General features: G+C 61.6%; 17 protein-coding genes. 8 read left to right on the forward strand and 9 right to left on the reverse strand.

Going from position 1 to position 23,807, the window contains the following annotated elements; genetic code table 11:
* Nucleotides 1–3: 3 nt before the first annotated feature.
* The 5 genes from AAGT95_RS04895 to AAGT95_RS04915 form a co-directional block, all read right to left on the reverse strand.
* On the reverse strand, nt 4–630 hold the full coding sequence (locus AAGT95_RS04895) for a DUF6708 domain-containing protein (protein WP_342595718.1): 627 nt from the start codon (nt 628–630) through the stop codon (nt 4–6).
* 653 nt (nt 631–1,283) lie between these two features.
* A complete protein-coding gene (locus AAGT95_RS04900; protein WP_342595719.1) occupies nt 1,284–2,321 on the reverse strand; it encodes a DUF6708 domain-containing protein in 1,038 nt (345 codons plus the stop codon).
* Nucleotides 2,318–5,065 carry a T6SS effector BTH_I2691 family protein gene (locus AAGT95_RS04905; RefSeq protein WP_342595720.1) on the reverse strand — a complete coding sequence of 916 codons (2,748 nt, stop codon included), beginning with the start codon at nt 5,063–5,065 and terminating at the stop codon, nt 2,318–2,320. The genes AAGT95_RS04900 and AAGT95_RS04905 overlap by 4 nt, the downstream gene beginning before the upstream one ends.
* The gene (locus tag AAGT95_RS04910; RefSeq protein ID WP_342595721.1) at nt 5,062–5,961 is read right to left on the reverse strand and encodes a DUF4123 domain-containing protein; all 900 of its coding nucleotides are present in this window, start codon (nt 5,959–5,961) and stop codon (nt 5,062–5,064) included. Before AAGT95_RS04910 ends, AAGT95_RS04905 begins: the two co-directional genes overlap by 4 nt.
* 32 nt (nt 5,962–5,993) lie before the next feature.
* Nucleotides 5,994–8,621: a type VI secretion system Vgr family protein gene (locus AAGT95_RS04915; RefSeq protein ID WP_342595722.1), complete on the reverse strand. Its 2,628-nt coding sequence runs from the start codon at nt 8,619–8,621 to the stop codon at nt 5,994–5,996.
* Nucleotides 8,622–9,022: 401 nt separating this feature from the next.
* Between AAGT95_RS04915 and AAGT95_RS04920 the strand changes: the two genes are divergently transcribed.
* From AAGT95_RS04920 to AAGT95_RS04930, 3 genes are all read left to right on the forward strand, one after another.
* A complete protein-coding gene (locus tag AAGT95_RS04920; RefSeq protein WP_110601440.1) occupies nt 9,023–9,952 on the forward strand; it encodes a hypothetical protein in 930 nt (309 codons plus the stop codon).
* A 114-nt stretch (nt 9,953–10,066) separates the two neighbouring features.
* Nucleotides 10,067–10,354: a DUF4235 domain-containing protein gene (locus tag AAGT95_RS04925; RefSeq protein WP_157958434.1), complete on the forward strand. Its 288-nt coding sequence runs from the start codon at nt 10,067–10,069 to the stop codon at nt 10,352–10,354.
* 185 nt (nt 10,355–10,539) lie between these two features.
* A complete protein-coding gene (locus AAGT95_RS04930) occupies nt 10,540–12,675 on the forward strand; it encodes a TonB-dependent siderophore receptor (protein ID WP_342595723.1) in 2,136 nt (711 codons plus the stop codon).
* Nucleotides 12,676–12,924: 249 nt separating this feature from the next.
* Here the strand turns inward: AAGT95_RS04930 and AAGT95_RS04935 are convergent, their stop codons facing one another.
* Complete coding sequence (locus AAGT95_RS04935) at nt 12,925–13,842, reverse strand: LysR family transcriptional regulator (protein ID WP_342595724.1); 918 nt, start codon at nt 13,840–13,842, stop codon at nt 12,925–12,927.
* 97 nt (nt 13,843–13,939) lie between these two features.
* On the opposite strand from AAGT95_RS04935, the gene AAGT95_RS04940 reads away from it, so the two are divergent.
* From AAGT95_RS04940 to AAGT95_RS04960, 5 genes are all read left to right on the forward strand, one after another.
* Nucleotides 13,940–14,881, forward strand: coding sequence for a DUF1177 domain-containing protein (locus AAGT95_RS04940; RefSeq protein WP_342595725.1), 942 nt, complete (start codon nt 13,940–13,942; stop codon nt 14,879–14,881).
* On the forward strand, nt 14,878–15,576 hold the full coding sequence (locus AAGT95_RS04945; protein WP_342595726.1) for an AroM family protein: 699 nt from the start codon (nt 14,878–14,880) through the stop codon (nt 15,574–15,576). Before AAGT95_RS04940 ends, AAGT95_RS04945 begins: the two co-directional genes overlap by 4 nt.
* A 33-nt stretch (nt 15,577–15,609) precedes the next feature.
* Nucleotides 15,610–17,238 carry an OPT/YSL family transporter gene (locus AAGT95_RS04950; protein ID WP_342595727.1) on the forward strand — a complete coding sequence of 543 codons (1,629 nt, stop codon included), beginning with the start codon at nt 15,610–15,612 and terminating at the stop codon, nt 17,236–17,238.
* Between the two features lie 56 nt (nt 17,239–17,294).
* Nucleotides 17,295–18,026: a dipeptidase PepE gene (gene pepE / locus AAGT95_RS04955; RefSeq protein WP_342595728.1), complete on the forward strand. Its 732-nt coding sequence runs from the start codon at nt 17,295–17,297 to the stop codon at nt 18,024–18,026.
* Between the two features lie 263 nt (nt 18,027–18,289).
* On the forward strand, nt 18,290–19,453 hold the full coding sequence (locus AAGT95_RS04960; RefSeq protein WP_110601443.1) for a GGDEF domain-containing protein: 1,164 nt from the start codon (nt 18,290–18,292) through the stop codon (nt 19,451–19,453).
* A 50-nt stretch (nt 19,454–19,503) separates the two neighbouring features.
* Here AAGT95_RS04960 and treA read toward each other — a convergent pair whose 3' ends face one another.
* The 3 genes from treA to AAGT95_RS04975 all read right to left on the reverse strand — a co-directional run bounded on the left by treA (nt 19,504) and on the right by AAGT95_RS04975 (nt 23,753).
* Nucleotides 19,504–21,162 (reverse strand): alpha,alpha-trehalase TreA, encoded by a 1,659-nt coding sequence (treA, locus tag AAGT95_RS04965; RefSeq protein ID WP_342595729.1) that lies wholly within the window; start codon nt 21,160–21,162, stop codon nt 19,504–19,506.
* A gap of 160 nt (nt 21,163–21,322) precedes the next feature.
* A complete protein-coding gene (locus AAGT95_RS04970) occupies nt 21,323–22,585 on the reverse strand; it encodes an AGE family epimerase/isomerase (RefSeq protein WP_110601467.1) in 1,263 nt (420 codons plus the stop codon).
* 304 nt (nt 22,586–22,889) lie between these two features.
* On the reverse strand, nt 22,890–23,753 hold the full coding sequence (locus AAGT95_RS04975) for an SDR family oxidoreductase (protein WP_205909470.1): 864 nt from the start codon (nt 23,751–23,753) through the stop codon (nt 22,890–22,892).
* Between the last annotated feature and the right edge of the window lie 54 nt (nt 23,754–23,807).

The raw sequence follows: 23,807 nt of genomic DNA on the forward strand, positions 1-23,807 counted from the left end.
CACCTAAAACCCAACAAAACCTGAGCCACTCTCAAACACACTCTTGTTGAAGTTTTCTTTTTCGAGCAGGCGCTTATAGAAAATATCATTACTCAAAAACTGGCCGATCCTTTCAGGCTCTGTCCAGACAGACGATCTTTGAGAATGAGAAGCACATGAGGCCTCGACAAATTCCGGCCACTTGGGCTCACGGCATGATTTCAAAGCCAACCACTGAGTAAGGATCAAGGAAAATACAAGCGGATAGTAAAAAAAGAAAAGCTTATAGCGTAGAGACAACAAGAGAGGAGGAAGATTCGAAACAACTCTAACCAAACAATTCCTCAAGCTCACTCGTGTCGAATAATAAATAAACTCATCTCCAGAGACCGGGCCCGCATCTTGGGGCCCATGCTCCATATATTTTTCCAAGAAACACCAAAGAGAGAGCACACGATAAACCTCATCCCGATGGAAGAAGTTACCTACCGAAAAGGTATCCACAGCTATAGATTCATTTAACACATGCCCTCTCAGGGTGCATACCTTGCCTGTTTCGTCCGTCCCTATATGCCAATACACATCTCTCCAATCCAGAGCCAAGACCCCGCCAAACTCTTCGCTCCTGAACACAAAAACCTTACCCGTCACCCTGTTGAATCGAACAGGAAAATACCTCCAAGAAAAAAGTCATATCTAAGATACATTCTCCAGAGAAGCCAACTTCCTCCACCCGCGACAACGACGAAGATAAAAGTAAAAACGAGTAAAAACACGGCATCGATTGCTTGCGAAAAATAATCAGACAGAAGCATAAAAAAGACAGAGACCCCGCAAGAAAAAAGCACGAAGGCCCCCAATAAACAGACTAGTGTTTTTGACATCCCCCTTTGACGTTCACTACAATCTATCATCTCGCAAAACTCAGAGTTAAAGCGAACAAGCGCACCACAAGGGTCAGGCAGATAAGAAGAAGCCTTCTGCAGTAGAAAATGAGAGCGCATCTCTTCTTGAGATACGCGTCTATTGATCTTATAGGCTCTACATCCAGAGAACATAAACCAGCTCTATTAAGGGCTTTCGATTACAATATTGCGAGTCACTTGAGGCTTCGCTAAGTAAGCAACCAGTACTATCGTTTAGGAAGCACCCCTTCCCCGCATTTATCGATCATCGCCTGTGGCCACTGAGGCAAACGGCAGCAGCAGCAAGTATGGAACGGAAACAGGCTAGATTCGAAAGAATGTCAGTCCCGACGCGCCCAGTTTCCCGAAGCGCGCGGCCAAAGGGTGCGTACACAATATTCACATGGCATTAGCAATACTGGTGATAGTTAAGTAGATGGCGGTAATGGCGATCGCACTACCGATCAAAAACCAGATAACAGGCCATGGCCCTTCGATGAAAGTAAATTTACTATTATCGCGCCAATCCTTACGCCAAGGATCATTATCATCAACCTTGCACTCTGCTTCAACTTTCTGGGGCCAGCGTGGAACGCGACTTGTGTACATGGCGATTAGCCGCCCCCAAACAATCACCGCCCAGATTGGGGACATCAATGTCTGTGCAATAAAAGGTGAAAAGGCCGCTATACCAAACCCCCGAACGATACCGAAATAAACCCCTTCTCGACGTTCACTAACTGGCATGCAAAGCTTGGTTGCCTCATAATTTTTTTTCACACCTTTGTCGTCTTCCATATAACTTCTGATATATTCCCACAGAGGGGAGAGACGCTCCTCGTCACCAAAATAGGGATACCCCAACGCAAAGGTTTCCCGAACTGTCACGCCATCTTTGTCCAGCACATGAGCACGGATATCGTAGAACTCTCTCCCCATCAAGGGTACATAATTACGACATTTGCAGACGAACAAATCGTCCCAAGAAGCCCTAACAATATTACCTTCAGGAAGAAAAGCATAAACCGTACGATTCTTGCGATTTAGTCGAATAGGGTAATGCGTTTTTCGGAAAGCTTCGAAGTGAACAAGGTAGAGAAACGCGAAACAGAAAACTGCCATCAGAAATATTGCAACAGCTATTAAGGAAGTTGCCGCCACACCATTAACATCCGGAACCGCATTTATAGACATTAGAGCAATGGCAAAAGCAGGGACTGCTCCAACAACACCATAAACCACCGCATGCCCTTTATCAGCATACCAGCGGTCAACGAGTTCTAGATACGTGCCGTTGATACGAACTACGGAGAGTTCATCACAAATATCTTCACTAGCCTTTTTGCCTTTATCAAGGTAATTCAGTCTCTCTTCATCAGTTAGCTTACGATCGACCTTATACTTCCATTTATAGGGCCCCAGCCCGGTAAAATTCATGCTCCTTCCCCCTGTTGTTGGGCAAGAGCTTCGAACGCGTCTGCTTCGGCTCTTAAGCTAGAAAATCTATCACCGGAGTCCTCGGCGCCGAAATAGCATTTTTCCACCCAGTCTTGAAGTGCATTGTTAGACCACAGCGCAATAAAAATATTAACCACTATCACTGTGGCCGCAAACAAAAAACCGACCCCCGTTGCGCTAAATATAGTCAAAAAGACAAATGCACCAAGCCCGGAAACGGCTGATGCCAAATAAAGAATAGCCATTCCGACCTGACCTTTTTTCAGCTTGTCAACAAAATTATACCCATCCCAAAATGCCATCACTGCCGCAGCCGCAAAGCCTAGCAATCTCCCGCCAATTCTCAACACACCTTGCCATATCTTTCCTGTTTTTTGTGCCAGTCTTCCGCCTATCCGGCTGGAGCGCTCCAGAATGGCATGACCGGTATCCGCGAATGATCCAGCAGCTCCAGCAACCAGTGCACAAAAACGCCATTGCGTCTCGGTGCTTTCATCGGAAATCGCCTCGTCCATGGCTTTGGACTGGGCAGAAATAGCCCATATACCCAAGACAAGACTGACAATACCTAACTGAGTTTTTCGATCCCCGATAGAGCCCCAGACCGAACCCTGTGTCTGGCGCCATTGATTGTAATCCATGACCGTACCAGCGACTCGGTTAGCGACCGTGCGCCCGTCGCTAGAGGTATCGATTTCCTCGATGGAAAGTGTATCGAAAACCATGGAAATATCGAAATTGCCTTTGCCCAGTGATTGCATATGTCGATAGTTGCCACGAGTCTCGATCCGCAACTTTTCCTTGAGCAAGGTTTGATCGGCGCCTTGCAGAGCTGGGTTGACACGCTGCATCTCTGCAATAAGACCATCGATGGCGTCGTCGACATGCCCAGACACACGCGTATGGGTTACCTTGCGGCCCGAAATAACACCCAGCGCAATCAGTGCCGGTCGAACTGTCTGCTCATCCAGCGCGCTCAGCATAGGAGCCATAACTGCGCCCAGTAATCTACCGGGAGCCGCTTGCGTGTCCGGGAATTGCTCAGTAGCAGACTGGTAGCTCGCCACCAGCCCAGTCCAAGATAGCGTGGCGACTTGATCAATCTTCAGTTTTGGCGCTGCCTGCGCATTGACAGCGTTACGCACTACTTTCAAGTTGAGAAGGAAGCCACGCAACAACCAGTTATCATCAGTAATGCTAGGCGCGGTCAGCCACTCCAGGTACTTTTCAAAAGCGGGGCCGTACTGCTGCGTGTCTTGGATGCACAACACCACTGTATCGGTAAATGCCTGTCCTGATTCGGCATCTTCGTCGTCGAAGTGGGCTTCGAATTGCTTTTGGATGGAAGATCCTGTCAGCCAAGCTTGGTGGGCATGAACCAGTGGCAACATAACGTTCTGATCGAAACGTTCCTGCTCCGGCTTGAACTGTGTCTGTTTCCAGAATTCAGGCTGGCCATCCCGTAAGCGACTACGGTATCGCTCCCAAGCGTCATCGGCTTCCCGTTGGAGCTCCTCAGGAGTGATTCCCTTGGAAACCTCTTTCCGTGCTTTATCACGCTCATGCTTGTAAAAGTCCGTGCCTGCCTCTCGACTTGCTTCCAGACGATCATGATAGGCATGAACACGTTGCTGCTCTTCCCAGGGTGGCTGTCCGGGACCGGCGAAGATGGGTCGATGCAGAGGCCCCGAATCAACTCTTTTGTCGATATAGCGAAATTTGGCCTGTTCTCGAATGGCAGGTTCCAGCGCGTTGATCGTGGCAGCAGTGGCAAGGGGCCAGCGACGTCCATCGCTGTTCATGAATTCCTTTAGACGCACCGCCATCAAACCAGCCAGATCTGCCGAAATCCCCACCGGGTCTTCCAGCGCGACCAGCATGGGTGTCATATCCAGCGGTTCGGCCTGCTCGTCTGCCCACCGCTTGAGTCCCTCGACCTGCTCTTTCATGCCATGAAACGGAAATGGGCTGAACTCGAAAGCGTGTCCGTCCTGACGTTCCCAGGTTCCCGAAGCGCCGGGTCGCCATGTGCCGGAAGCACCAAGCTGATCCGGTGGCGTCCAGACACGCCCAGCCTCGGCGACAATGTCCCCCAGTTTTTCCAGCGACTCTGCGTAGGGCGCGCTACCACCACGCCATGCCCCGAGCGAGACCTGGCGCATGTTGTCACGCCGCTGGTTCACATTCGTTGCATGCTCTTTCCACACCCGCTTGGTCCATGCCCCATCGGAAAAAGACAGATAGACCTTATCGGCCTTGTCGGCATCGGGAACCATTACGCAACGCCCCGGATAGGCGTGAGAGGGGTTGGCAGCGCAGGCGAACTCCTGCTCATCGGCAGGCGGCTGCAAGCGGCCATCGATGGGCTGCGGGCTATCGGGATCGATCGCTACCACTTCGTCATGAGAGACGTCGACGTACTCGATCAGATAGCCCTTGTCGGTGACGACATGGCCGATCCAGCGGCCACGCGTCTCGTTGAACACGTAGAGAAACCCCGCGCGCAGCAGCCTGAGCGTATAGCGTTGCCCTTCAGGTAATGGCGTTGCCGTGAGGCTTTCATCGAGCAAAGCGCCACTAATCTCGGGGCCAGGAGGGTGGCCGGACTGATCTCCCCCATCCGTCCGCGTAACGGCGTACCGCAGCGGCAAGATCGGCAACCCGCTGCGCTGGCATACGCGACAGTTGGCGATCGACTGTACGTCGTCGGATGCTCCACTCATGTGATGGTCTCCAGTTCCCGTGCCATGGCGAGTAACGACTGGGCTGAGAGGTCTTCACAGCGGCGCACGTAGCTGCCCTGTGTCTCGACCGTCTGATCGAGGCGCCGTCGCATCTCGGGGTGATCGTGAATGTGTGGGTGAAAACGAGCGGCTTGCTCGGCGTGGAGTTGTTGGTCCTCAGCGTCTGTCAGGCCGAGCTGCTGTGCCTTGACCAGCAAGCCGTCTAACTCCCCGTAATCGTCGAATGAGACCGCAGCCTCCGGCTTCAGCATGGCCAGCCGGTCGATGATGGCGTTGAGAGAGGCCATACGATCAATGGATGACCACTGCGAGGCAGACAGCAGCGGTATACGAATCGCCAGGTCGGGCGCCTCGTTGCGCTCGAGCGCCTGCCACTGGCCGTACTGGTCCGGCCAGCGCCAGCAAGTGATAGGGCCCAGCAAGCGATCCATGCTCGCGGTCTCGAGCAGCCAGCAGAGATGACGAAAGACCCTCGGGTCATAGCAGCGGAGCCACCAGCGTCTCCGGCTGCCCGGGCGTGCCTGTTCGAGCGTGAAACGAAAGTGGCTCACCATCTCATCGGCATCCGCTTCACTCTGCAGCAAGGCAGACAGAAAGGCGCTGCCACGCTTGGCATACTGCTCGATCCGCTTGGCCAGATGCTCACGTTGCGTCAGCGAAAGTGACTCCAGGCAGATCAATTGGGGCAGCAACGGATCTCGTACCTTGACGCTCGGCGTTCGCAATGTCCGGCTATCCAGGTCGTCGCGATCGCTGGATGCGACATGCAGCGGGTTCAACAACGCATACCGGTGTTTGTCTGGCTGTAGCCAGTCGAGGTCGAACGGCTTGGCCGCACCAACTCGGGAGGCCGGACTACCCTGCGTTGGGGGCATTTTTTGACACTCCATGATGTCGGCCTCTTCGGCTATAGCGCACTGCCGCCGGCAGAAACCGAGTCGTCTCCGGCAAACTGTGTCTCACAGGCGCCCTCCGGCAGCTCGGGCATCGCGACATCCATGCTCGCCGGCCCGCCAAAGCTGTGCTGAGCGCCTTTGATATCAATCGCACCGGGGCCGTGGACGTCGATATTGCCACCTTCGATACGGATATAGCCGCCGCCGCTGGTGAGCAGGATGCCGTTGGCGGCGTTGATCTCGACCCGCCCTTCGGTGGAGGTGATCTTGACGTCCTTCTCCGCGGTCAGCGCCATCTCGTCGCTCTGGGCCTGCACTTCGACCTTGCCGCGGGCGGCGAAGAGCTTGATGCCGGCGCGGTAGACGAACAGCGAGAGCTTCTCGGAGATCGAGGCGACCAGGCTCTTGCCGGTGGCGACGTTGACGTCCTCGCCGCTGGAGACACTCAGCGAACGCCCCTGGGCCAGGTGGGTCGATTCCGGCGTGCTCATGGTGATGCCGGCGGGCGAGGCCATATGCAGCCAGGGCGCTTTCATGCGCGCCGCTTCGCCACGGCCGCCGCTGTCGGTGGCGCCACGGGCGTTGCTCTGATCAGCATCCGCAAGCTGTTCGCTATTGCCGTAGCGGTCGTCGGCGTCTTCGCCGGCCTGCTTGAGGTGCTCGCGGGCCTCGAGGGCGTCGGCGTTGTGGTCCGCCGCACTCTGGCTGAGGCTGTCGCTGAGCTGGTAGGCGCTGTCGAGCTGCTGCCGTGCCGGCGTCAAATCGAGCTGGTCGCCGCTGGCGCCGAGCTGGCCCCAGCTGGTGAGGTAGAGCCCCTGATTGGCGCGGATGGCGCCATAGGCGTCGGTGCGCAGTTCGAACCCGGTGCCGCGGAAGGCGCCGCGGGTGTTGCCGGTCTGGTGGATCAGGTAGCCGAGGTTGAGCTGGCTCTTCTCCGCTTCGGAGTTGAGACGCACCCGCTCCTGGTCGGTGGCGTCGTCGAAGACGAGTTCGTTGTACTTGCTGCCACGGTAGGTCTTGCTCTTGAACCCGGAAAGCAGGCCGTGGCTGTGCCAGTCGGGGGTCTGCTCGCCGTTGTAGACCCGGCCGGTGATCAGCGGGCGGTCGGCATCGCCTTCGAGGAAGTCGACCAGCACTTCCTGGCCGATACGCGGCACGAACACCCCGCCCCAGCCGGCGCCGGCGTTGGGCTGGGAGACCCGCAGCCAGACACTGGAGTTTTCATCGTTCTGCCCCTGGCGATCCCAGTGGAACTGGACGCGCACGCGGTTGAGGTGGTCGGTGTGGATCTCCTCGTTGGCGGGGCCGACCACGGTGGCGGTCTGGGGTCCGCCGATCACCGGGCGATGGTGGGTCAACGGATGGCGGTAGGGCTGGCTGCGGCGTTGGGCCTCGAGATCGACCAGAAAGTGGCCGGTGCCGCCGGTGGCATAATCCGACAGGCGCTCGCCGGTGGGATCTGCGGTATCCGCTTCGAGACCGTGCGCCTTCTTGGCAGCGTCGAGCTGCGGCTGCAGGCTGCCCGGCAGTGCCTGGAGCTGGGCCGAGACCGGCAGCGCGTTTTCGGCGTGCACGGTCACCCCGAGCAGCAGGAACTGCCGCTCTTCTTCGCCACCGGTGTCGTGCAGCGGGTGCTGGGTGAGTTCGAACCAGCGCCCGACCTGGAGCTGGCGCGCGCCGCCGCTGCCACGGAAGCGCTTGGCGCGGGATTCATGCGATTCGAGACGGTTCTCGGTCAGGCGCTCGCCGCGCTCATAGCCGTGGTAGTAATACTCGCCGGCATAGTCGTAGAGCTCGGTCGGCGGCAGGTTACCCTGATCGCTCAAGGTATCCAGCCCGGTACGCTTGGTCAGCGACGGCTGCTTGTAGTCGAAGGTGCCGACGCTGACCCGGGTGGGCTGCTGAGCGCGCACGCCGCCCCACTGGGTCAGCGCATCCTCGCGCTCGGTGGCTGCCTGACGGTGGAAGCGGATCGCCTGGGGGCTGACCGGCTGGGTGGTATCGACATCGTCGGTGATGACCAGGCGGTGGCCGTCGAAAGTTCGACGTCCGCCCTCGTCGCCGCCGTCAGCCCCTTCGCTATCGTCGCTATATTCGAAGTAATACCAGAGCCCCTCCTCTTCACATAGCCGATTGACGAAGTTGAAATCGCTCTCGCGATACTGCACGCAGTAGCTGCGGGCGGGATAGTCACGACGCAGATCGAAGCGGTAGCGGCCCTTGGCCAGTTCATGACCGTCGAACACCTCGGTGAGGACATCGACGACACTGCGATCCTGGAAGATCCGGCTGTCGCGACCCAGCTCGAGCATGGCCAGCCACGGTACCAGGGTGAGCTGGTAGTAGGTGACGCCACCGTCCTCGCCCAGCAGCGCGGCCTCGGAGACCAGCCCGTGCAAGCGGCGATAGCTGCCGTCGGCCTGCAGGATCGAGAGCCAGGCCGGCTGAGCCATTAGCGTCTTGAGTTCGATGTCGCCCTGCTGGGAGACGCAATCGAGGGTGTAGGTGAAGGGCTCGCTGACCCGTTCCTCGCCCACCAGTCGGTGAGGAATGAACGACGTTCCGGCAAGTTCGAGCGTCAGCAGCCGCTGGGACTGCGACAGGTCGATATCGAAAGTGTCGAGTAGTTCGTTGAACATGTTGTCTTCCTGATGACGGGCTCAGGTTCCGGTGCGACTCGGATAGGCAACCGGGTAGCAGTGACCATGAATGACGCAATTCATTAGGGTAACGCGGTATTCATCGAATGTTTGTAGGAGAATTGCTATTGATGACTAAGACTTTTGATGATTCGGCGTGGAGACTGCTCTCGATAAGCCGTGCCCGAAAGGCACTTGTGTCATCTGAAGCGTTCGGGGCCCTGGGCAGATCGGCATGGCCCGATACTATTCGGTTCGGTGTCGAGGGCCTGTCGGTGTTGGCGCCCTGACTGCACCATCGCGTACTCTAGGCTTTGTACGAAAACTGCCTGCGCTCGCCGACCTTTCGTACCAACCCTAGTGACCTCGCCCATTCGACATCTCGATAAAAGATTTCCCGTATGGCACCTGCCATCCCGCAGACTTTCTCGACATTCAATATCCCCCCGACGCGAAGGCACGTCGACACCATCGACTTCCTGCTCGGGCGACCGTCGCTGGAGCTGCTGCCGGAGGCGTTGCGCCCCAGCGCCCGGAGCTTCCTGTCCTATCTCGCCACCCTGCCCGCCAGCGCCCCTCATCAATGTCCGGCCTGCGCGAGCCGCTCGATCTCACTGGCCATCCCCGCTGGCAGTCGTGGGTTGCGTCGCGATGGCTACTACTGCCGAAACTGCAACAAGCGGTTCAACGTGCTGAGCGGCACGCCGCTTCGCCTGCTGCGCTCGGAAGACAAGTGGAAGCCGTGGATGAGCTATCGGTTCCAGGGGTTCTCCCAAGAGCTGATCGCCACCTTCCTGGGGATCAGCAACAAGGCTTCGATGACCTGGAGCCGGGCCTTCATGGAGGCCATGGCCGACTACGATGCCGACCTGCATCGCTGGTGGGAGGACCATCAGTCCACGCAGGTTTCCGAACTGACGGATGAAGTCGAGGAGGCGCTGGAAGCGTGTGTCGCGGCGCTTGCCGAGCTCACTGTCTTGACCGACAGGCACTGTCCCTACTGCGGTTCCTCATCGAACCAGGTGCTGACCAGCCGGCGCGCTACGGAGTATCAATGTCATGGCTGTGGGCGCCGCTACAACAACCTGACCGAGACGCCGCTTTCACATATCCAGCATAAGGAACTGTGGCCGGAATACCTGCGCCTTCTCGTAGTGGGGTATCACGATACGGAGATCGGGGAGCGGTTGGGGCTGAGCAAATCACTGACCAACCTGTGGCGGCAGCGCTTTCTCGAGTTCATGCAGCCCCGCTGGCCGCTGTTGGCTCACTGGACCCTGTGGCAATGGTCACGGCGTCGCGCCAGCAGCTCTGGCGAGCCACTGCCCTGAAGCGCGGGCAACTCGGAGACCGTCGGTTCGCGGGCGCCAGCCAATCACGCCCACTTGGCAACCCGACGAGCCATGGACCATGCTGAGAGTCCCGCACTCGGCAAGGAGGCCAGCATGAAACCCCATACACTCTGGACCATCATCGGTACGTCCACGGCCATCATCTCCGGCGTGGCAACCCGGGAGGCTCTCAAGCACACCACCCGACGTCACGCCTTCGAACCCCCGGTCAACCCGGACGACCCCGATGTGCGTTGGCGCGAGGCGCTCTTGTGGGGCGCTGCTTCCGGCGTCGCGGTTGGCGTGGGTCGTATTCTGGGCTGGAAAATGGCTTCCAGCGGGCTGCGCCGTGCCCGTCGGACTCGCCGGGGCCAACGCCTGCTTTCACGCATCGAGGATTGAAGGCTGGGTGCGTCACCGGTCGCCCTCGTACAGGGGCCAGTCATACCACCCCTGAACCATGAACGCGAATCTAACTGAGAAATATTCTTGATTGCATAGAGGTCTCTAAGGATAATCCCCGGGCCCGCCACTAAAAAAATCGCGGGCCTGTCAACAGGGATCATTCACTCTTGGGGATCATCACGATGAGCGGCCGCAATCGCACGATCGTGGGTCGCGGGAATCCGCCATGGTGGCACCAGACCACCATGGCGCTTTTCTGCGGCTCCGCACTACTCACCCTTCCCGCGATCGGGAACGCGCAGCAGACGGAAGATCGAGACGGGGCGTATCGTCTCTCTCCCGTCATCGTCAATGCGCAAGCGGCACCCGACGACGACAGCGAAACCGTCGTCGCACGGGAGCTTTGGGTAGGCGGCAAGGTCGCCACGAGCATTCAGGACACGCCTGCCTCCGTCTCGGTCATCACCCAGAAAGAGATCGAGCAGCGCGGCGCCCAGACGACTGAGGAGGTGCTGCAATACACCCCCGGGGTCATCACCGACTACTACGGCACCGATGACCGCAACGACTATTTCCAGATTCGCGGCTTCCAGGCCACGACCTATCGCGACGGCATGACCCTGGGTTCCATGCGCGGCGTGCGAGAAGATCCCTACGCCTACGAGCGTATCGAAGTCCTGCGCGGTGCCAACTCCACGCTGTTCGGCCCGGCCGATCCGGGTGGATCGGTCAACTTCGTCAGCAAGCGGCCGCGTTTCGAACGCTTCGGCGAAGGTTTCCTCTCCTACGGCTCGTTCGATCACAAGGAAGCCGGTATCGATGTCGGTGATGTCCTGGATTCGGGCCAGACCCTCGCCTACCGCTTCATCGGTAAGATTCAGGACAGCGACCGCGAGTACGATCACTCGAAGAACAACAACGGGCTGTTGATGGGTGGCCTGACGTGGGAACCGACGGATCAGACCTCGGCGACGCTGATCGTCGACTACCTCAATCGCGACGACACCCCCAACAGCGGCGGCTATCCGCTAGATCGGGAGTACGATCGCGACGACTTCTTCGGCGAGCCGGGCTTCAACGATCATGATGTCGACCGGACCAGTGTTACCGGCCAGCTGATCCACGATTTCGAGAACGGCCTGACCCTGCGCGCCAACGTTCGCTACAGCGATCTGGAGGACGACTTCCGCTACGTCTACATCACCGACTCCGCGACGCGCGTCGGCACGTTGGTGGATCGCGACTACTTCGGCACCGATACCGATGCTCACGAATTCATCGGCAACACGATCCTGCAGTACGACGCCAGTTTCGGCGACATCGACAGCAGTACCCTGGGTGGCGTCGAGTACCGCGATGCCTCGACCGACTCCCGCTCCATCTACGGGGATGCGGCGCCCATCGATATCGCCGACCCGGTCTACAGCGGCAGCCCCGGCGACCTCACGCCCTACCGCTACGAAAAACAGGATTACCGGACTCGCTCGGTCTTCCTGACGCAGAATCTCTCGTTCTACGATCGCGTCGTCGTCAGCGCCGGCGTGCGCAACGACTCGATGGATCTCTCGAGCGAGGGGGAGTCCTATGGGGCGGCATTCGACGATAGCGACGACTTCTCGGAGACGACCGTTCGCGGTGCGCTGACCTATATCGTCAATGACGAGCTCTCCACTTACGTCAGCTACGTGGAGTCGGTGGCGCCACCGACCATCGGCGTCACGCCGGAACGGGGCAAGCAGCAGGAGATCGGGCTGAAATACTCGCCCCAGAGCATGAACGCCCAGTTCTCGGCGGCAGTCTACAACCTGGAAAGAGACGACGTGACCATCGCCGTGGTGCAGGACAACGGCGCCATCGACCAGCAGACCGTCGGCAAATCCCGGGCACGCGGCCTCGATCTCGAGGTCAAGGCCGAGCTCACCGACAGCCTGAGCGTCGTCGGTGGCTACTCCTACCTGGATTCGGAGGTCGAGGAGGGCACGCTGCGCGATGGCACCTCGATCAAGGGCAACGACTTCGCCATCGCGCCGAAGCACACCGCCATGCTGTGGGGCTACTACACGCTCCCGGGCGAGCAGATGAGCGTCGGCCTGGGCGCCCGCTACACCGACGGCTACTACTTCGACGCCGCCAATACGGCGAAGAGCGATTCGGCGACCCTGATCGATGCGGCCTTCGACTACCGGATCGTCCGGAACACCGACTTCACGGTCAACGTCAGCAATCTCTTCGACGAACAGCACATCGTCGGCTCCGGCACCGCCAACTACTACAACCCGGGACGCGAGATCCGGGCGAAAGTCAGCTACCGCTGGTAGGGCCGAGGCCGGCATGCGGTGAGATTCCGAGCGGCCCCGGCCGCTCGGAATCCACGTCTCTCCTCCTGCCATGCGCGTCGCCGGATTCTCGAGGGCCAACGAGATATCGGCATGGCGAAGGCCCGCGATCGGACCAGCGCCAACCAGAGGCGCGGCCCTAAGCCTCCGACACTGGTGCAATCGCCCGCGTCATCGAGAGGCTAGCACTGTCATGCGTCCTCTCTACTCCGCCCACCCTCTCCTCGGCTTTCACGCCGGGCTCGGCAACAGCGAGCGATTCGCTTCGACGACCTCCCTCAACACCTCGATGAAATGCTCCGCCGCCGGCGTCAGTTCTCGGCGGCGCGACGTCAGCACTCCGATGTCACGATAAAGCCTTTCCCGGATCGGGATCAGGCAGACATCGTCACGGCGAAACATCATCTTGAGCGATGACGGCAGCGCGCTGACGCCGATGTCGTTGGCAACCATGCCGAGAATGGTCGACTGATAGGCGGCAACCTGTACCGGCAGCATCGACTTGCCGGTCATGGCGAACCCCTTCTCGGTCAGGCGCCGCATGCTGGTCCGGGATTTCATGGCGATGAACGGCCACTCGACGATCTGCTGCCAGCTCACTTCGGAAGCGCCGGCCAAGGGATGGCGCGGCGAACAGACGAAATAGAGGTAATCCTTGTAGATCGGCTGGAAGTCCACCTCATCGACGGCGGTCGGAGCCACGCTGACGCCGAAATCGACATCGCCCGCTATCACCTGCTGATAGATCGGCTCGTCGCTCTCCTCCAGGTACTCCAGCCCGATATCGGGATAGCGGGCCTGAAACGAGGCCATGGCAGCAGGAATCAGGCTACCGCCGACGGTGAGCAGGGCCGCGAAGCTCAGGCGGCCCCGCTGGCCATTGGCGAGCGCACGCATATCCTGCATGCCCCGCTCCAGCCTGGCGAGGACCCGCTCCGCCACTGGCAGAAAATCCTGGCCGGCGGCCGAAAGTCGCACCTTCCGGGTTGTCCGTTCGAACAGCCGCACGCCGAGAATGTCCTCGAGCTGACGAATCAGGTGACTTAGCGAAGGCTGAGAAAGATGAAGCTTTTCAGCCGCTTCGGTGAAGCTGCCAAGATCAGCGACGGCAATAAGCGCCTCGAGCTGACGCGCAGTGACGTTATTCATCGGAATATCCAATCAATCCATTCTTCATTCGAATTTATCCGATTAATCACGCCACGTATTCTGCTTTTCCCCTCCCCCTCGCTTTCAAGGGCACACCATGCTCAAGCAAGTCATCGATCTCCACGAAATTCTCGACAGCCCGAGCGCTTCCGGCGAGCGCGTCAAAGCGTACCTGGTCGGCTGCGGCGCGGCACCGGAGACCATCAACGTCATCCGCGTGACATCGGAAAAAGGCGCGAGCGACTTTCTGCATGTGGCGATCGCCGGAAGCGCTGGCAAGCAATCCGGCGGCGGGGCACCGACGCTGGGCGTGATCGGTCGGCTCGGCGGGATCGGTGCGCGCCCGGGGATCACCGGTTATGTCTCCGACGGCGATGGCGCGCTGGCGGCGACCGCGGCCGCGGCCAAGCTGATCGGCATGGCCGCAAACGGAGACCGGCTCGCGGGCGACGTGATCGTGACGACCCACATCTGCCCCGACGCGCCGACCCGCGAGCACCATCCGGTGCCGTTCATGGATTCGCCGATCAGCTTCGAGGACACCTGGGCGCACGAGATCGATCCCGCCATGGATGCCATCGTCTCCATCGATACCACCAAGGGCAATCGCATCATCAACGTCCGAGGCGTGGCGATATCGCCCACCGTCAAGCAGGGCTACATCCTGCGCACCAGTGAAGACCTGATGGATATCCTGTCTCGCGTCACCGGCCGCCTGCCGGAAGTGTTCGCGCTGACCCAGCAGGACATCACGCCCTACGGCAACGGTTTGCATCATCTCAACAGCATTCTGCAGCCAGCGGTCGCAACCGCGGCCCCGGTGATCGGTGTGGCCTTGGCCGCCGAAACCGCCGTGGCGGGCTGTGCCACCGGCGCCAGCCACGAAGTGGATATCGAGCAGGCCGCACGTTTCGCCGTCGAGGTCGCCAAGGACTTCACCGCCGGCAGTTGCCAGTTCTTCGACACCGTGGAGTTCGGCCGGCTGATCGAGCTCTACGGTGAGCAGACCCGTTTCCAGCAGGGCGGCGCGCGAGGATGAGCAATAAGGCCTGCAAAGCGCGCCTCGGTATTGTCACCATCGGCCAGTCGCCGCGCAGCGATCTGCATGAAGATCTCGCCACGCTGCTCGACGCGAGCGTCGAGTTCGTCGAACGTGGCGCGCTCGATGCGCTGACCCTGGAACAGATCGAGCTCCGCTATCCGGTGAGCGACCAACCGCAGGTGCTGGTTTCGCGAATGCGGGACGGCCGTCAGGTCACCATCGCCGAATCCGATCTCGAACCGTTGCTGGAGGCGGCGATCAGTACCATGGCGAACGACGACGACGTCGACGCCATCGTCGTGCTGTGCACCGGCGAGCTTCCGGAGTATCGCCATCTGGACGTGCCGGTGCTGTCGCCGAAACGCCTGGTCAGCCACGGCATTCAGGCGCTGTTCCCCGGGGGCAGGCTGCTGGTGATGAGCCCGGAGCCACGGCAGATGGCGAACACCCGCACGCGCTGGGAAGCGGCAGGATTCAGTGTCGAGACCCTCAGCGCGTCCCCCTATGGTGATGCTGCCGAGCTGGATCGGGCCGCACGTCGAGCCGCGGCGATGTCCGGCGATCTGCTTTACCTCGACTGCATGGGCTACACCCTGGCCCATCGGCGGCGAATTTCGGCGCTCTCCGGTCACCGCACCGTCACGCCCAGACAACTCGTTTTCGGCGCGGCCAACCTGCTGCTGGCTGTCTGAAGCATCGAACACAACAATGAGAAAGGTCACGACATGAACGACACAACGCAGCCGGCCACGCCCGATGTCGAGGGCGCCCAGGGAAAGCGCCGTCATCCACGCTTCTTCGCACCCGGCCAGATGGTGGTCAACGTCATCGTCTGCGTGCTGGGAGCGATCATCGGCATGGAGCTGATCACCCGCGTCGGCATCACGCCCAATACCTCGATCATCGGTGCGCTGATCGCGATCCTGCTCTCCTACATTCCACTGCGGCTGTTCCGCCGCTACCGTTCGTTGGAGAGCCAGACCCTGGTACAGACGACGATATCCGGCGCAACCTTCTCGGCGGCCAACGGCCTGCTGCTGCCGCTGGCGATCCCGTTTCTGATGGGAGAATCCGGGATGCTGGTGCCAATGCTGGTCGGCGCGGCGCTGGCGGTGATCACCGACGCCTCGATTCTCTATTTCTCCTTCGACAGCAAGATCTTCTCGGCCCGCGCGGCCTGGCCGCCGGGACTGGCTACGGCGGAAGCGCTCAAGGCCGCTGCCAACAAGGGACGTAATGCCCTGCTGCTGCTGGTCGGCATGGTCTGCGGCGGGGTCGGCAAGGCGTTCGGCATTCCCGCGGACATGTTCGGCATCGCCTGGATCGCCAATGTCTTCGCCATGTGCGCGCTCGGTCTGGGCCTGATTCTGCGCGGCTACTCCGAAACGCTGTTCGGCTTCGACATCAGCACCGCCTATATTCCCCACGGGATCATGATCGGTGCCGGCCTGGTGGCGCTGATCCAGATCCTGCTGCTGATGCGGCGTGATCGCCGTCACAGCGAGGCCAACGGCGAATCGACCCAGCGCCCGACCCGGTCGGCTCTGCAGATGCGTACCGCCATGATGAGCGGCTTCGGCGCCTACCTGATCATCGCGCTGATCCTGGCGCTGGGCACCGGCATTTATACCGGTATGTCGGTCGGCATGCTGATCGGCTGGCTGATTTTCGCTGCGCTGGCGGCGATGGCATCGGAGTTGATCGTGGGCATCGCTGCCATGCATTCGGGGTGGTTTCCGTCGTTCGCCACGGCGCTGATCTTCCTTGTCATCGGTATGCTGGTCGGCTTTCCGACCACAGCGCTGGGCATTCTGGTCGCCTTCACCGTCGCGACCGGCCCGGCATTTGCCGACATGGCGTACGACCTCAAGGCTGGCTGGACCATCCGAGGCGAAGGCAGCGATCGTGAATACGAGATGGATGGCCGCCGCCAGCAATACTTCGCCGAGCTGTTCAGCTTCGGCGTGGCGATCGTGATCGTGGCGTTCGCATTCCAGGCTTACTTCGCCGCCGATCTGGTGCCACCAGTGGCGCGCGTCTACGTCGCCACCATCGACGCCGGCGCCAGCCTCGACGTCGCCAGGCAACTGCTGATCTGGGGTGTCGTCGGCGCCATCATTCAGTTCGCCGGCGGCGTGTCACGTCAGATCGGCGTGCTGCTGGCCACCGGGCTGTTGATCACCTCCCCCATTGCCGGCATCGTGATCTACCTGGCTCTGCTGGTACGCTGGATCGTGGTCAAGCGCTTCGGCTTGGCCGGCAGCCACAAGCTCTATGTCCTGGGCGCAGGCTTCATCACCGGCTCGGCGCTCTACAGTTTCTTCTCCTCGACCCTGAAACTGGGCTCGAAATAAATCCGCCAAGGCCCCCGTCATGGGTGACGGGGGCCTTGGCGTCTGGGAGTCTTCCAATGTCACGCCTTCTGCTACTGAGCAGTTCTCGAGCCGGAACCACCGGCTATCTCGATCACGCCCGGTCGCTGATCGCCGATTTCCTCGAAGCCAACCCGGCGCCGATCGAGCGAGTGCTGTTCGTCCCCTTTGCCGGTGTGGGCAAGAGCTACGACGCCTATCTCGAGCAAGTGCGCCCGGCATTCGCCTCCGTCGGGATCGAGGTCGAGAGCATTCATCAGGCGCCGGACCCGAAAGCCGCCATCCACGAGGCGCAGGCCATTGCGGTCGGCGGCGGCAACACCTTTGCGCTGGTCAAGCGGCTCTACGACGCCGACCTGCTTGGTACCCTCCGTGAGTGCATCGCGGCGGGCACGCCGTACATCGGCTGGAGCGCCGGCTCCAACATCGCCGGGCCAACGCTCTGTACCACCAATGACATGCCGATCGTCGAGCCGCCGAGCTTCATCACACTCAGCCTGGTGCCGTTCCAGCTCAATCCGCACTTTCTGTCCGGCAAGCCCGCCGGTCACAACGGCGAGAGTCGCGAGGAGCGCCTGGCAGAGTATCTCGCGCTCAACCCCGAGGCGCGGGTCGTCGCGCTGCGCGAGGGGACGGCGCTGCGCCGGGAAGTGGATACGCTCACGCTCATCGGTGAACTCGATGGGGAGTCGTTCACCAGGAACGGTCAGCAACCGCTGCCCGCCGGGAGCCGGCTGGATCATCTGCTGGCTCGGGGCGCGAGCCGGTAGCCGGCGCCTGATGACTCGCGAGGACCGGCAACCTCCCGTGTATCTCCAGCGCTGAATTCGGTCAGTCCCGCCACCCGACACACCGCAAGGTGCCGGACATTGGCCACTGCTGCGGCGCTGGATCGCGGGCGGTTCAAGAAGTCGGTGCGATCGCCGATAATGACCGAATGAGCAAGCCTGCTCGCCCGCCGCCAGCGCATGATCGTTCGAAGACGCCGTGACGGCAGAACTTTTCCGCCAAGCCACGACGGATCGACACGAACATGGCGTTCGACCCTGCCACGATATTGACCCTGACCATCGCCATCTCGGCCGCCGCTGCGCTCTACCTGCTGATGGAGTGGCGCGGCGCCCGCGACGTCTCGTTGCTGTTCTGGTCCACCGGTTTCGCCTCGATCACGCTGGGCTGTTCGCTCGCGCTGCTGCGCGCCAGCGGCCACTTCTTCATCGGCGTCTGGTTCGCCAACGGCCTGCTGGTATTCGCCCACTGGATGTTTCTGCTCGGCGTCACGCGCTTCGTCGAGCGACGGCTGTCGGCCTGGTGGTGGTTGGTCGTCGCGGTCTGGTGCGCGCTACTGCTGCTGCCGGACGGGCAGGCGTCGTCGAAACTCTATCTGATCGTCAACTCGCTGCTGGTGGCGATCGTGTCGCTCCGGGCCAGCCTGCTGCTGCGTCTGGAGGCCGACGTCGCCACGCTCGGCACTCGTCAGTTGCACTACACGCTGCTCGTCCATGGCGCGTTCTACCTGAGCAAGGTCGGACTGGCACTGGTTCCCGGTACACTGATCGACCTCGTCGTCTACCAGGGCGCAGTGATCCGCATCTCGTTGGTCGAGGGGGTGATGGCGATCCTGCTGATCGCCTTGTCGATGACCGGGACGGTGCGGTATCGGCGGGAGCGCCAGATCGAACAGCTCGCCGAGCGTGACCCGTTGACCGCACTGTTCAACCGCCGGGCCTTCGAGGCGCGCACGCCACGATTCTTGAACCACGCTTCCAGCAAGCGGCCGGGGGCGCTGCTGCTGATCGACGTCGACAACTTCAAGCTGGTCAACGACCTCCACGGCCATGCGGCGGGCGACCGACTGCTGATCACGTTGAGCGACCTGATTCGGGAGGCGCTGCCGGAAGAGGCCCTCGCCGCCCGACTCGGCGGCGACGAGTTCGCCATCATGCTGCATGACGTCATGCCCAAGGACATTCGGCAACTCAGCGAGACGTTGCGCGCGCGCTTCCATGAAACCGCTGCGCAGAACTTCGACACCCCGGATGCGGTGACGTTGAGCGTCGGCGCCACATACTTCGAGCAGCCACCCGGCGATCTCGAATCCCTGATCGGCCACGGTGACGTGGCACTTTACGACGTCAAGCGCAGCGGCCGAAACGGCACACGCATACTCGAGTTGACCGAGCATAGCCGGGCGTGACGATGCACCAGGGCCAGGCGCTACGACCCGGACTTCAATGAGGAAGCCGGCTACCGATGGGCTGCCGCCGGATAGCGATGGATCAGATCCAGCAGCACGCCATTGGTCCAGCCGAACCCATCGACGACATCGTACTCGCCGCCGCCGCCCACAGCGGGGTCGACCACGTCGTATTTCTCGACCAGTTTGCCGGTCTGCCGGTAGACCGCGCGGTTGGTCTCGATCCAGCGACGGGCGATGGTTTCGGCCAGGTCGTCGTGTCCGTAACGGTCGAGCCCCGCAACCGCCAGCCACTGCAGCGGCGCCCAGCCATTGGGCGCGTCCCACTGCTCGCCGGTCTCACGCGTGGTGGTGACCATGCCACCGGCGCGCAGCAATTCGCGCCGCACCGTTGCGGCCGTGGCGTCAGCCCGGGCCGGGTCGGCGACACCGAACGCGAGCGGGTACACCATGGCGGCGGAAATCGCATCGGTCAGGCGCCCCTCCCGCCAGTCGTAGTCGGTGTAGTACCCCCCGTCCTGCTGCCAGAAGACCCGGTTGATCGCGCTCTGGCGGCGCTCGGCCATCGCCTCGAAGCGCGCGGCCTGGGCAGCGTCGCCTTGCACCCGCCATGCCCGAGCCAGGGTGCGCTCGAGCTGATACAGCAGGGCGTTGAGATCCACCGGCAGGATATCGCGGGTCTCGATGGTGGTCTGGTGCTGGCCATCGGCCATCCAGCGCGAGCTGAAATCCCAGCCACTTTCGGCGGCGGCCCGCAGATGCCCGTACAGTTCGGGCGCCGGGCGGTCGCTGCGCGCGGCCAGCTCCCGTTCGGCGGCATAGGCCTCCGGCCGCGGCCAGTTCTCGCTGCCGTGGTAGCGGTTGAGCAGGGTGCCGTCGGCCAGCTCGACCACGTGCTCGCGCGCCTCGCCGGGGCCGATCTCATCGGCGCCGCGCATCCAGTAGTGGTGTTCTCGCATCAATTCGGGCAGGTAGCGGCGATAGACGTCGTCGCCGTCGTGCTCCGCCAGCAGTGCCACCATCGGGGCAAAGAACGGCGGCTGACTGCGGGTCAGGAAATAGGTTCTGGTGCCGTTGGGGACGAAGCCGTAGGTGTCGATCAGCCAGGCAAAATTGCCGACCATGTCACGCACCAGATCGAAGCGGTCGCTGCGCGCCAGCCCCAGCATGGTGAAGTAGCTGTCCCAGTAGAACATCTCGTTGAAGCGTCCACCCGGTACCACGTAGGGTTCCGGAAGCGACACCAGGCTGCTCCAGGGGCCTTCGTCGGTGGCCGCCGGATCCCGGGTCAGGTAGGGCCAGAGGTTGACGATATGGGCCTCGATCGAGGTGTCGGCGTCCTCGCCAAGACGCGTCTCGTTCTCCGGGCGCGGATCGAAGTTGGCATCCACGAAGGCCTGCAACCGAGCCTTGCCGATTGTCCCTTCCCGCTGTCGCAGTTGCTCGAAGTCGGCCACGATCGCCGCCGGATCGCGCTTGGGCACCAGGTCGACCACCGACTTTCCGTCCGGGTAGAGTTTCGCCATGGCGACCGCTTCCATGACCGGCCCCCAACTGCGATCCGGGGATTGGCTGGCCGTCTTGGCGGGTGGCTCTCGCGAAGGCTCCCGCTCGAGGCCCTGGGTGCTGCAACCGCCCAGCAGCAGGCCCGCCAGCAGCAGCGTGGCCCACCCTAGCCTCGCCTGCCGAAAATCCCCAATCGTCGTCATCGTCGCGCTCCTCACGGCCAGGTGTCGGAGCTCCTAGCTAGCCAGACTTCGGCAGCGAAGCCCATGCCGCTTTCGGGGTAGGCGTTTGTCCGAATGAACAACGCCCCGATCCTGGATCGAGGCGTTGCGGCAGCGAGAAGGGCGATGCCCGCCGGGCGGGCTACAAGGCGCCGTCGGCGATCGCCCGGGCCATCGTCGGGGAGAGCGGCAAACGCGGCAGCAGCGTCGCCTGATAGGCGTGGTAGAGGTCGGCCTTGCCGCTCCAGACTTCGCTGGACGGGCGGTTGTGGCGGTCGAGCTCCTGCCACCAGCTGCCTCGCTCGCGATCGATCAGGAAGCGATCGATGTAGTCCCAGAAGCGGCGATACCAGACCTCGTAGGTCGCGTCGCCGGTACGCTTGAGCAGCAGGGCCGCGGTGGCGGCCGCCTCCGCCAGGGTCCAGTGCATTCGCTCGTGCACGACCGGACGGTTGTTCCAGTCGTGGGTGTAGACCAGGCCCGGTTCCCCATCCACGTGCCAGGCCAGTTCGGTGGCGCTGCGGAACAGCCCCTGGGCATCCTCCACCAGCCAGCCGGGCGCCGCTTCGCCGTGGCGCAGCAGCCCCCCCTCGAGATGCAGCAGCAGTCGGGCCCACTCGAAGGCGTGACCGGGCGTCGCGCCATAGGGCCGGAACTGATCCTTGGGCGTGTCTTCGTTGTAGTCGCGCCACTCGTTCCAGTGACTGTCGAAATGCTCCACCACGCGGTAATCGTTGGGCTTGGCGTGGGCGTGGATGATCTTGTCGGCGATGGAGAGCGCGCGAGCCCGCCATTTGGGCTCGTCGAGGACGTCGGCCAGTTGCAGGAAGGCTTCGGTGGCGTGCATGTTGCTGTTGCCGCCGCGGTAGGCCTCGTCTTCGCGCCAGTCGTGGGAGAACCCCTCGCGCATGCGTCCTTCGTCTTCCGACCAGAAATGGGTCTCGATCACGCCGATGATGTCGTCGAGCAGCGGTCCGGCCGCTTCGTCGCCGGCCTGCCAGGCGCTGGCCGCCGCCAGCGCCACGAAGGCATGGATGTAGGCCTGTTTGGTCTGCGTCTCCCCCGCCTTCGGTCGCTCGCCATACCAGCCACCGTGTTCGTCGTCCCGCAGGCCCCCCCGCAGCGCCGCCACGCCATGGGCGACCAGCGGCATCATGCCGGGCTCGCCACGCATGGCAGCCAGGGCAAAGCAGTGGGTCATGCGGGCGGTGATCATGGTGTCGGGGTTGGCATCGGCGGGCAGCCGGCCATCTTCGTCGAGCGCGGCAAAGCCGCATTCGGGATGACGCGAGGCGCGGTAGAACGCCAGCAGGCGTTGCCCCTCGCTCTCCAGCCAGTGATGGTGTGCCGGCCGGTCCAGCCAGCTCTCCTGCCGCGGCGGCAGATTGGGAGTCGTACCTGGCATGCTGTAGGGCCTCCTCTGCCCTGTCGTCTCTCATGCGTTGTGAAAGTGCCTGCGCTCATCCACGCGGCGTCAGCCATCGCCGGGAGGCCAGCCGGGCCCGTTGCGCCGACGCTTGCCTTGCGCCCCACAAGATAGAGGGAGTGCGTTGGCCCATCGGGAACGGGCCTGGCCCTGGCTATCGCTCGCCAATCTTTCAGGCAGCGCCTGGAGAATGTCTCTGCGGGATTCGTATCGAGCGCGGGTCTATTCACCCCGCCCGGGCGGCAAAAGTCCATTCCACCTTCGCCGCCCTGTTCGACGCGGATCAGCCATTGACGACCATTCCACCATTGGGGTGAAGCGTCTGGCCACTGATGAAGGAGGCGTCGAGTGAGGCCAGAAAGACGTAGCAGGGACCCAGCTCGGAGGGCTGTCCGGCGCGCCCCATGGGGGTATCGGAACCGAAGTCCTCGAGCATCTGCGGGTCATGGGCGCCCAGCGTGGCGGGTTGGAGCGGCGTCCATACGGGGCCCGGCGCCACGGCGTTGACACGAATGCCGCGACCGACGACCTGGTTCGAGAGGGAGCGGGTGAAACCGACGATCGCCCCTTTGGTCGCGGTGTAGTCCACCAGGAAATCGGGGCCGATATAGGCATTGACCGACGTGGTGTTGATGATCGCGTCATCCTCGCCCAGGTAAGGTAGCGCCGCCTTGGTCAGGTAGAACATGCCATGCATGTTGGTGGCGAACGTCTCCCGCCACAGCTCGTCGTCGAGTTCCGTGAGGTCGGTGCACACCTGCTGGGTACCGGCGTTGTTGACCAGCACGTTGAGCCCGCCAAAGGTCTCGATCACCTGATCGAGCGCCCCGCGACAGAAGGCGGCGTCACGAATGTCACCCGCGATCAGCAGGCAGCGGCGACCCTCGGCCTCCACCAGCCGCTGGGTCTCGCGGGCGTCGTCATCCTCGCTGAGGTACATCACCGCCACGTCGGCGCCTTCCCGGGCGAAATGGATCGCCACCGAGCGGCCGATGCCGCTGTCGGCACCGGTAATCAGCGCGACCTTGTTTTCCAGCTTGCCGCTTCCGCGATAGCCGGGGCGAATGAACTCCGCGGGCGGCTGCATCAGACTCTCCTGGCCGGGTAGGGTCTGGCTCTGGGCATGAATCTTCGTTTTCTCTACCACGTTGCGATCTCCCTGCAAACGGAATGGATGAATCGAGTCACCTCCGAAAAAAAA

The organism is Salinicola lusitanus, from assembly GCF_038648475.1.
GTDB lineage: Bacteria > Pseudomonadota > Gammaproteobacteria > Pseudomonadales > Halomonadaceae > Salinicola > Salinicola lusitanus.

Bases quoted from the DNA above. Each gene is read 5' to 3' on its own strand.
- AAGT95_RS04900 (WP_342595719.1), bottom strand. From the start codon at position 2,321: ATGAATTTTACCGGGCTGGGGCCCTATAAATGGAAGTATAAGGTCGAT.
- AAGT95_RS04905 (WP_342595720.1), bottom strand. From the start codon at position 5,065: ATGAGTGGAGCATCCGACGACGTACAGTCGATCGCCAACTGTCGCGTA.
- AAGT95_RS04910 (WP_342595721.1), bottom strand. From the start codon at position 5,961: ATGCCCCCAACGCAGGGTAGTCCGGCCTCCCGAGTTGGTGCGGCCAAG.
- AAGT95_RS04915 (WP_342595722.1), bottom strand. From the start codon at position 8,621: ATGTTCAACGAACTACTCGACACTTTCGATATCGACCTGTCGCAGTCC.
- AAGT95_RS04920 (WP_110601440.1), top strand. From the start codon at position 9,023: ATGGCACCTGCCATCCCGCAGACTTTCTCGACATTCAATATCCCCCCG.
- AAGT95_RS04925 (WP_157958434.1), top strand. From the start codon at position 10,067: ATGAAACCCCATACACTCTGGACCATCATCGGTACGTCCACGGCCATC.
- AAGT95_RS04930 (WP_342595723.1), top strand. From the start codon at position 10,540: ATGAGCGGCCGCAATCGCACGATCGTGGGTCGCGGGAATCCGCCATGG.
- AAGT95_RS04935 (WP_342595724.1), bottom strand. From the start codon at position 13,842: ATGAATAACGTCACTGCGCGTCAGCTCGAGGCGCTTATTGCCGTCGCT.
- AAGT95_RS04940 (WP_342595725.1), top strand. From the start codon at position 13,940: ATGCTCAAGCAAGTCATCGATCTCCACGAAATTCTCGACAGCCCGAGC.
- AAGT95_RS04945 (WP_342595726.1), top strand. From the start codon at position 14,878: ATGAGCAATAAGGCCTGCAAAGCGCGCCTCGGTATTGTCACCATCGGC.
- AAGT95_RS04950 (WP_342595727.1), top strand. From the start codon at position 15,610: ATGAACGACACAACGCAGCCGGCCACGCCCGATGTCGAGGGCGCCCAG.
- pepE (WP_342595728.1), top strand. From the start codon at position 17,295: ATGTCACGCCTTCTGCTACTGAGCAGTTCTCGAGCCGGAACCACCGGC.
- AAGT95_RS04960 (WP_110601443.1), top strand. From the start codon at position 18,290: ATGGCGTTCGACCCTGCCACGATATTGACCCTGACCATCGCCATCTCG.
- treA (WP_342595729.1), bottom strand. From the start codon at position 21,162: ATGACGACGATTGGGGATTTTCGGCAGGCGAGGCTAGGGTGGGCCACG.
- AAGT95_RS04970 (WP_110601467.1), bottom strand. From the start codon at position 22,585: ATGCCAGGTACGACTCCCAATCTGCCGCCGCGGCAGGAGAGCTGGCTG.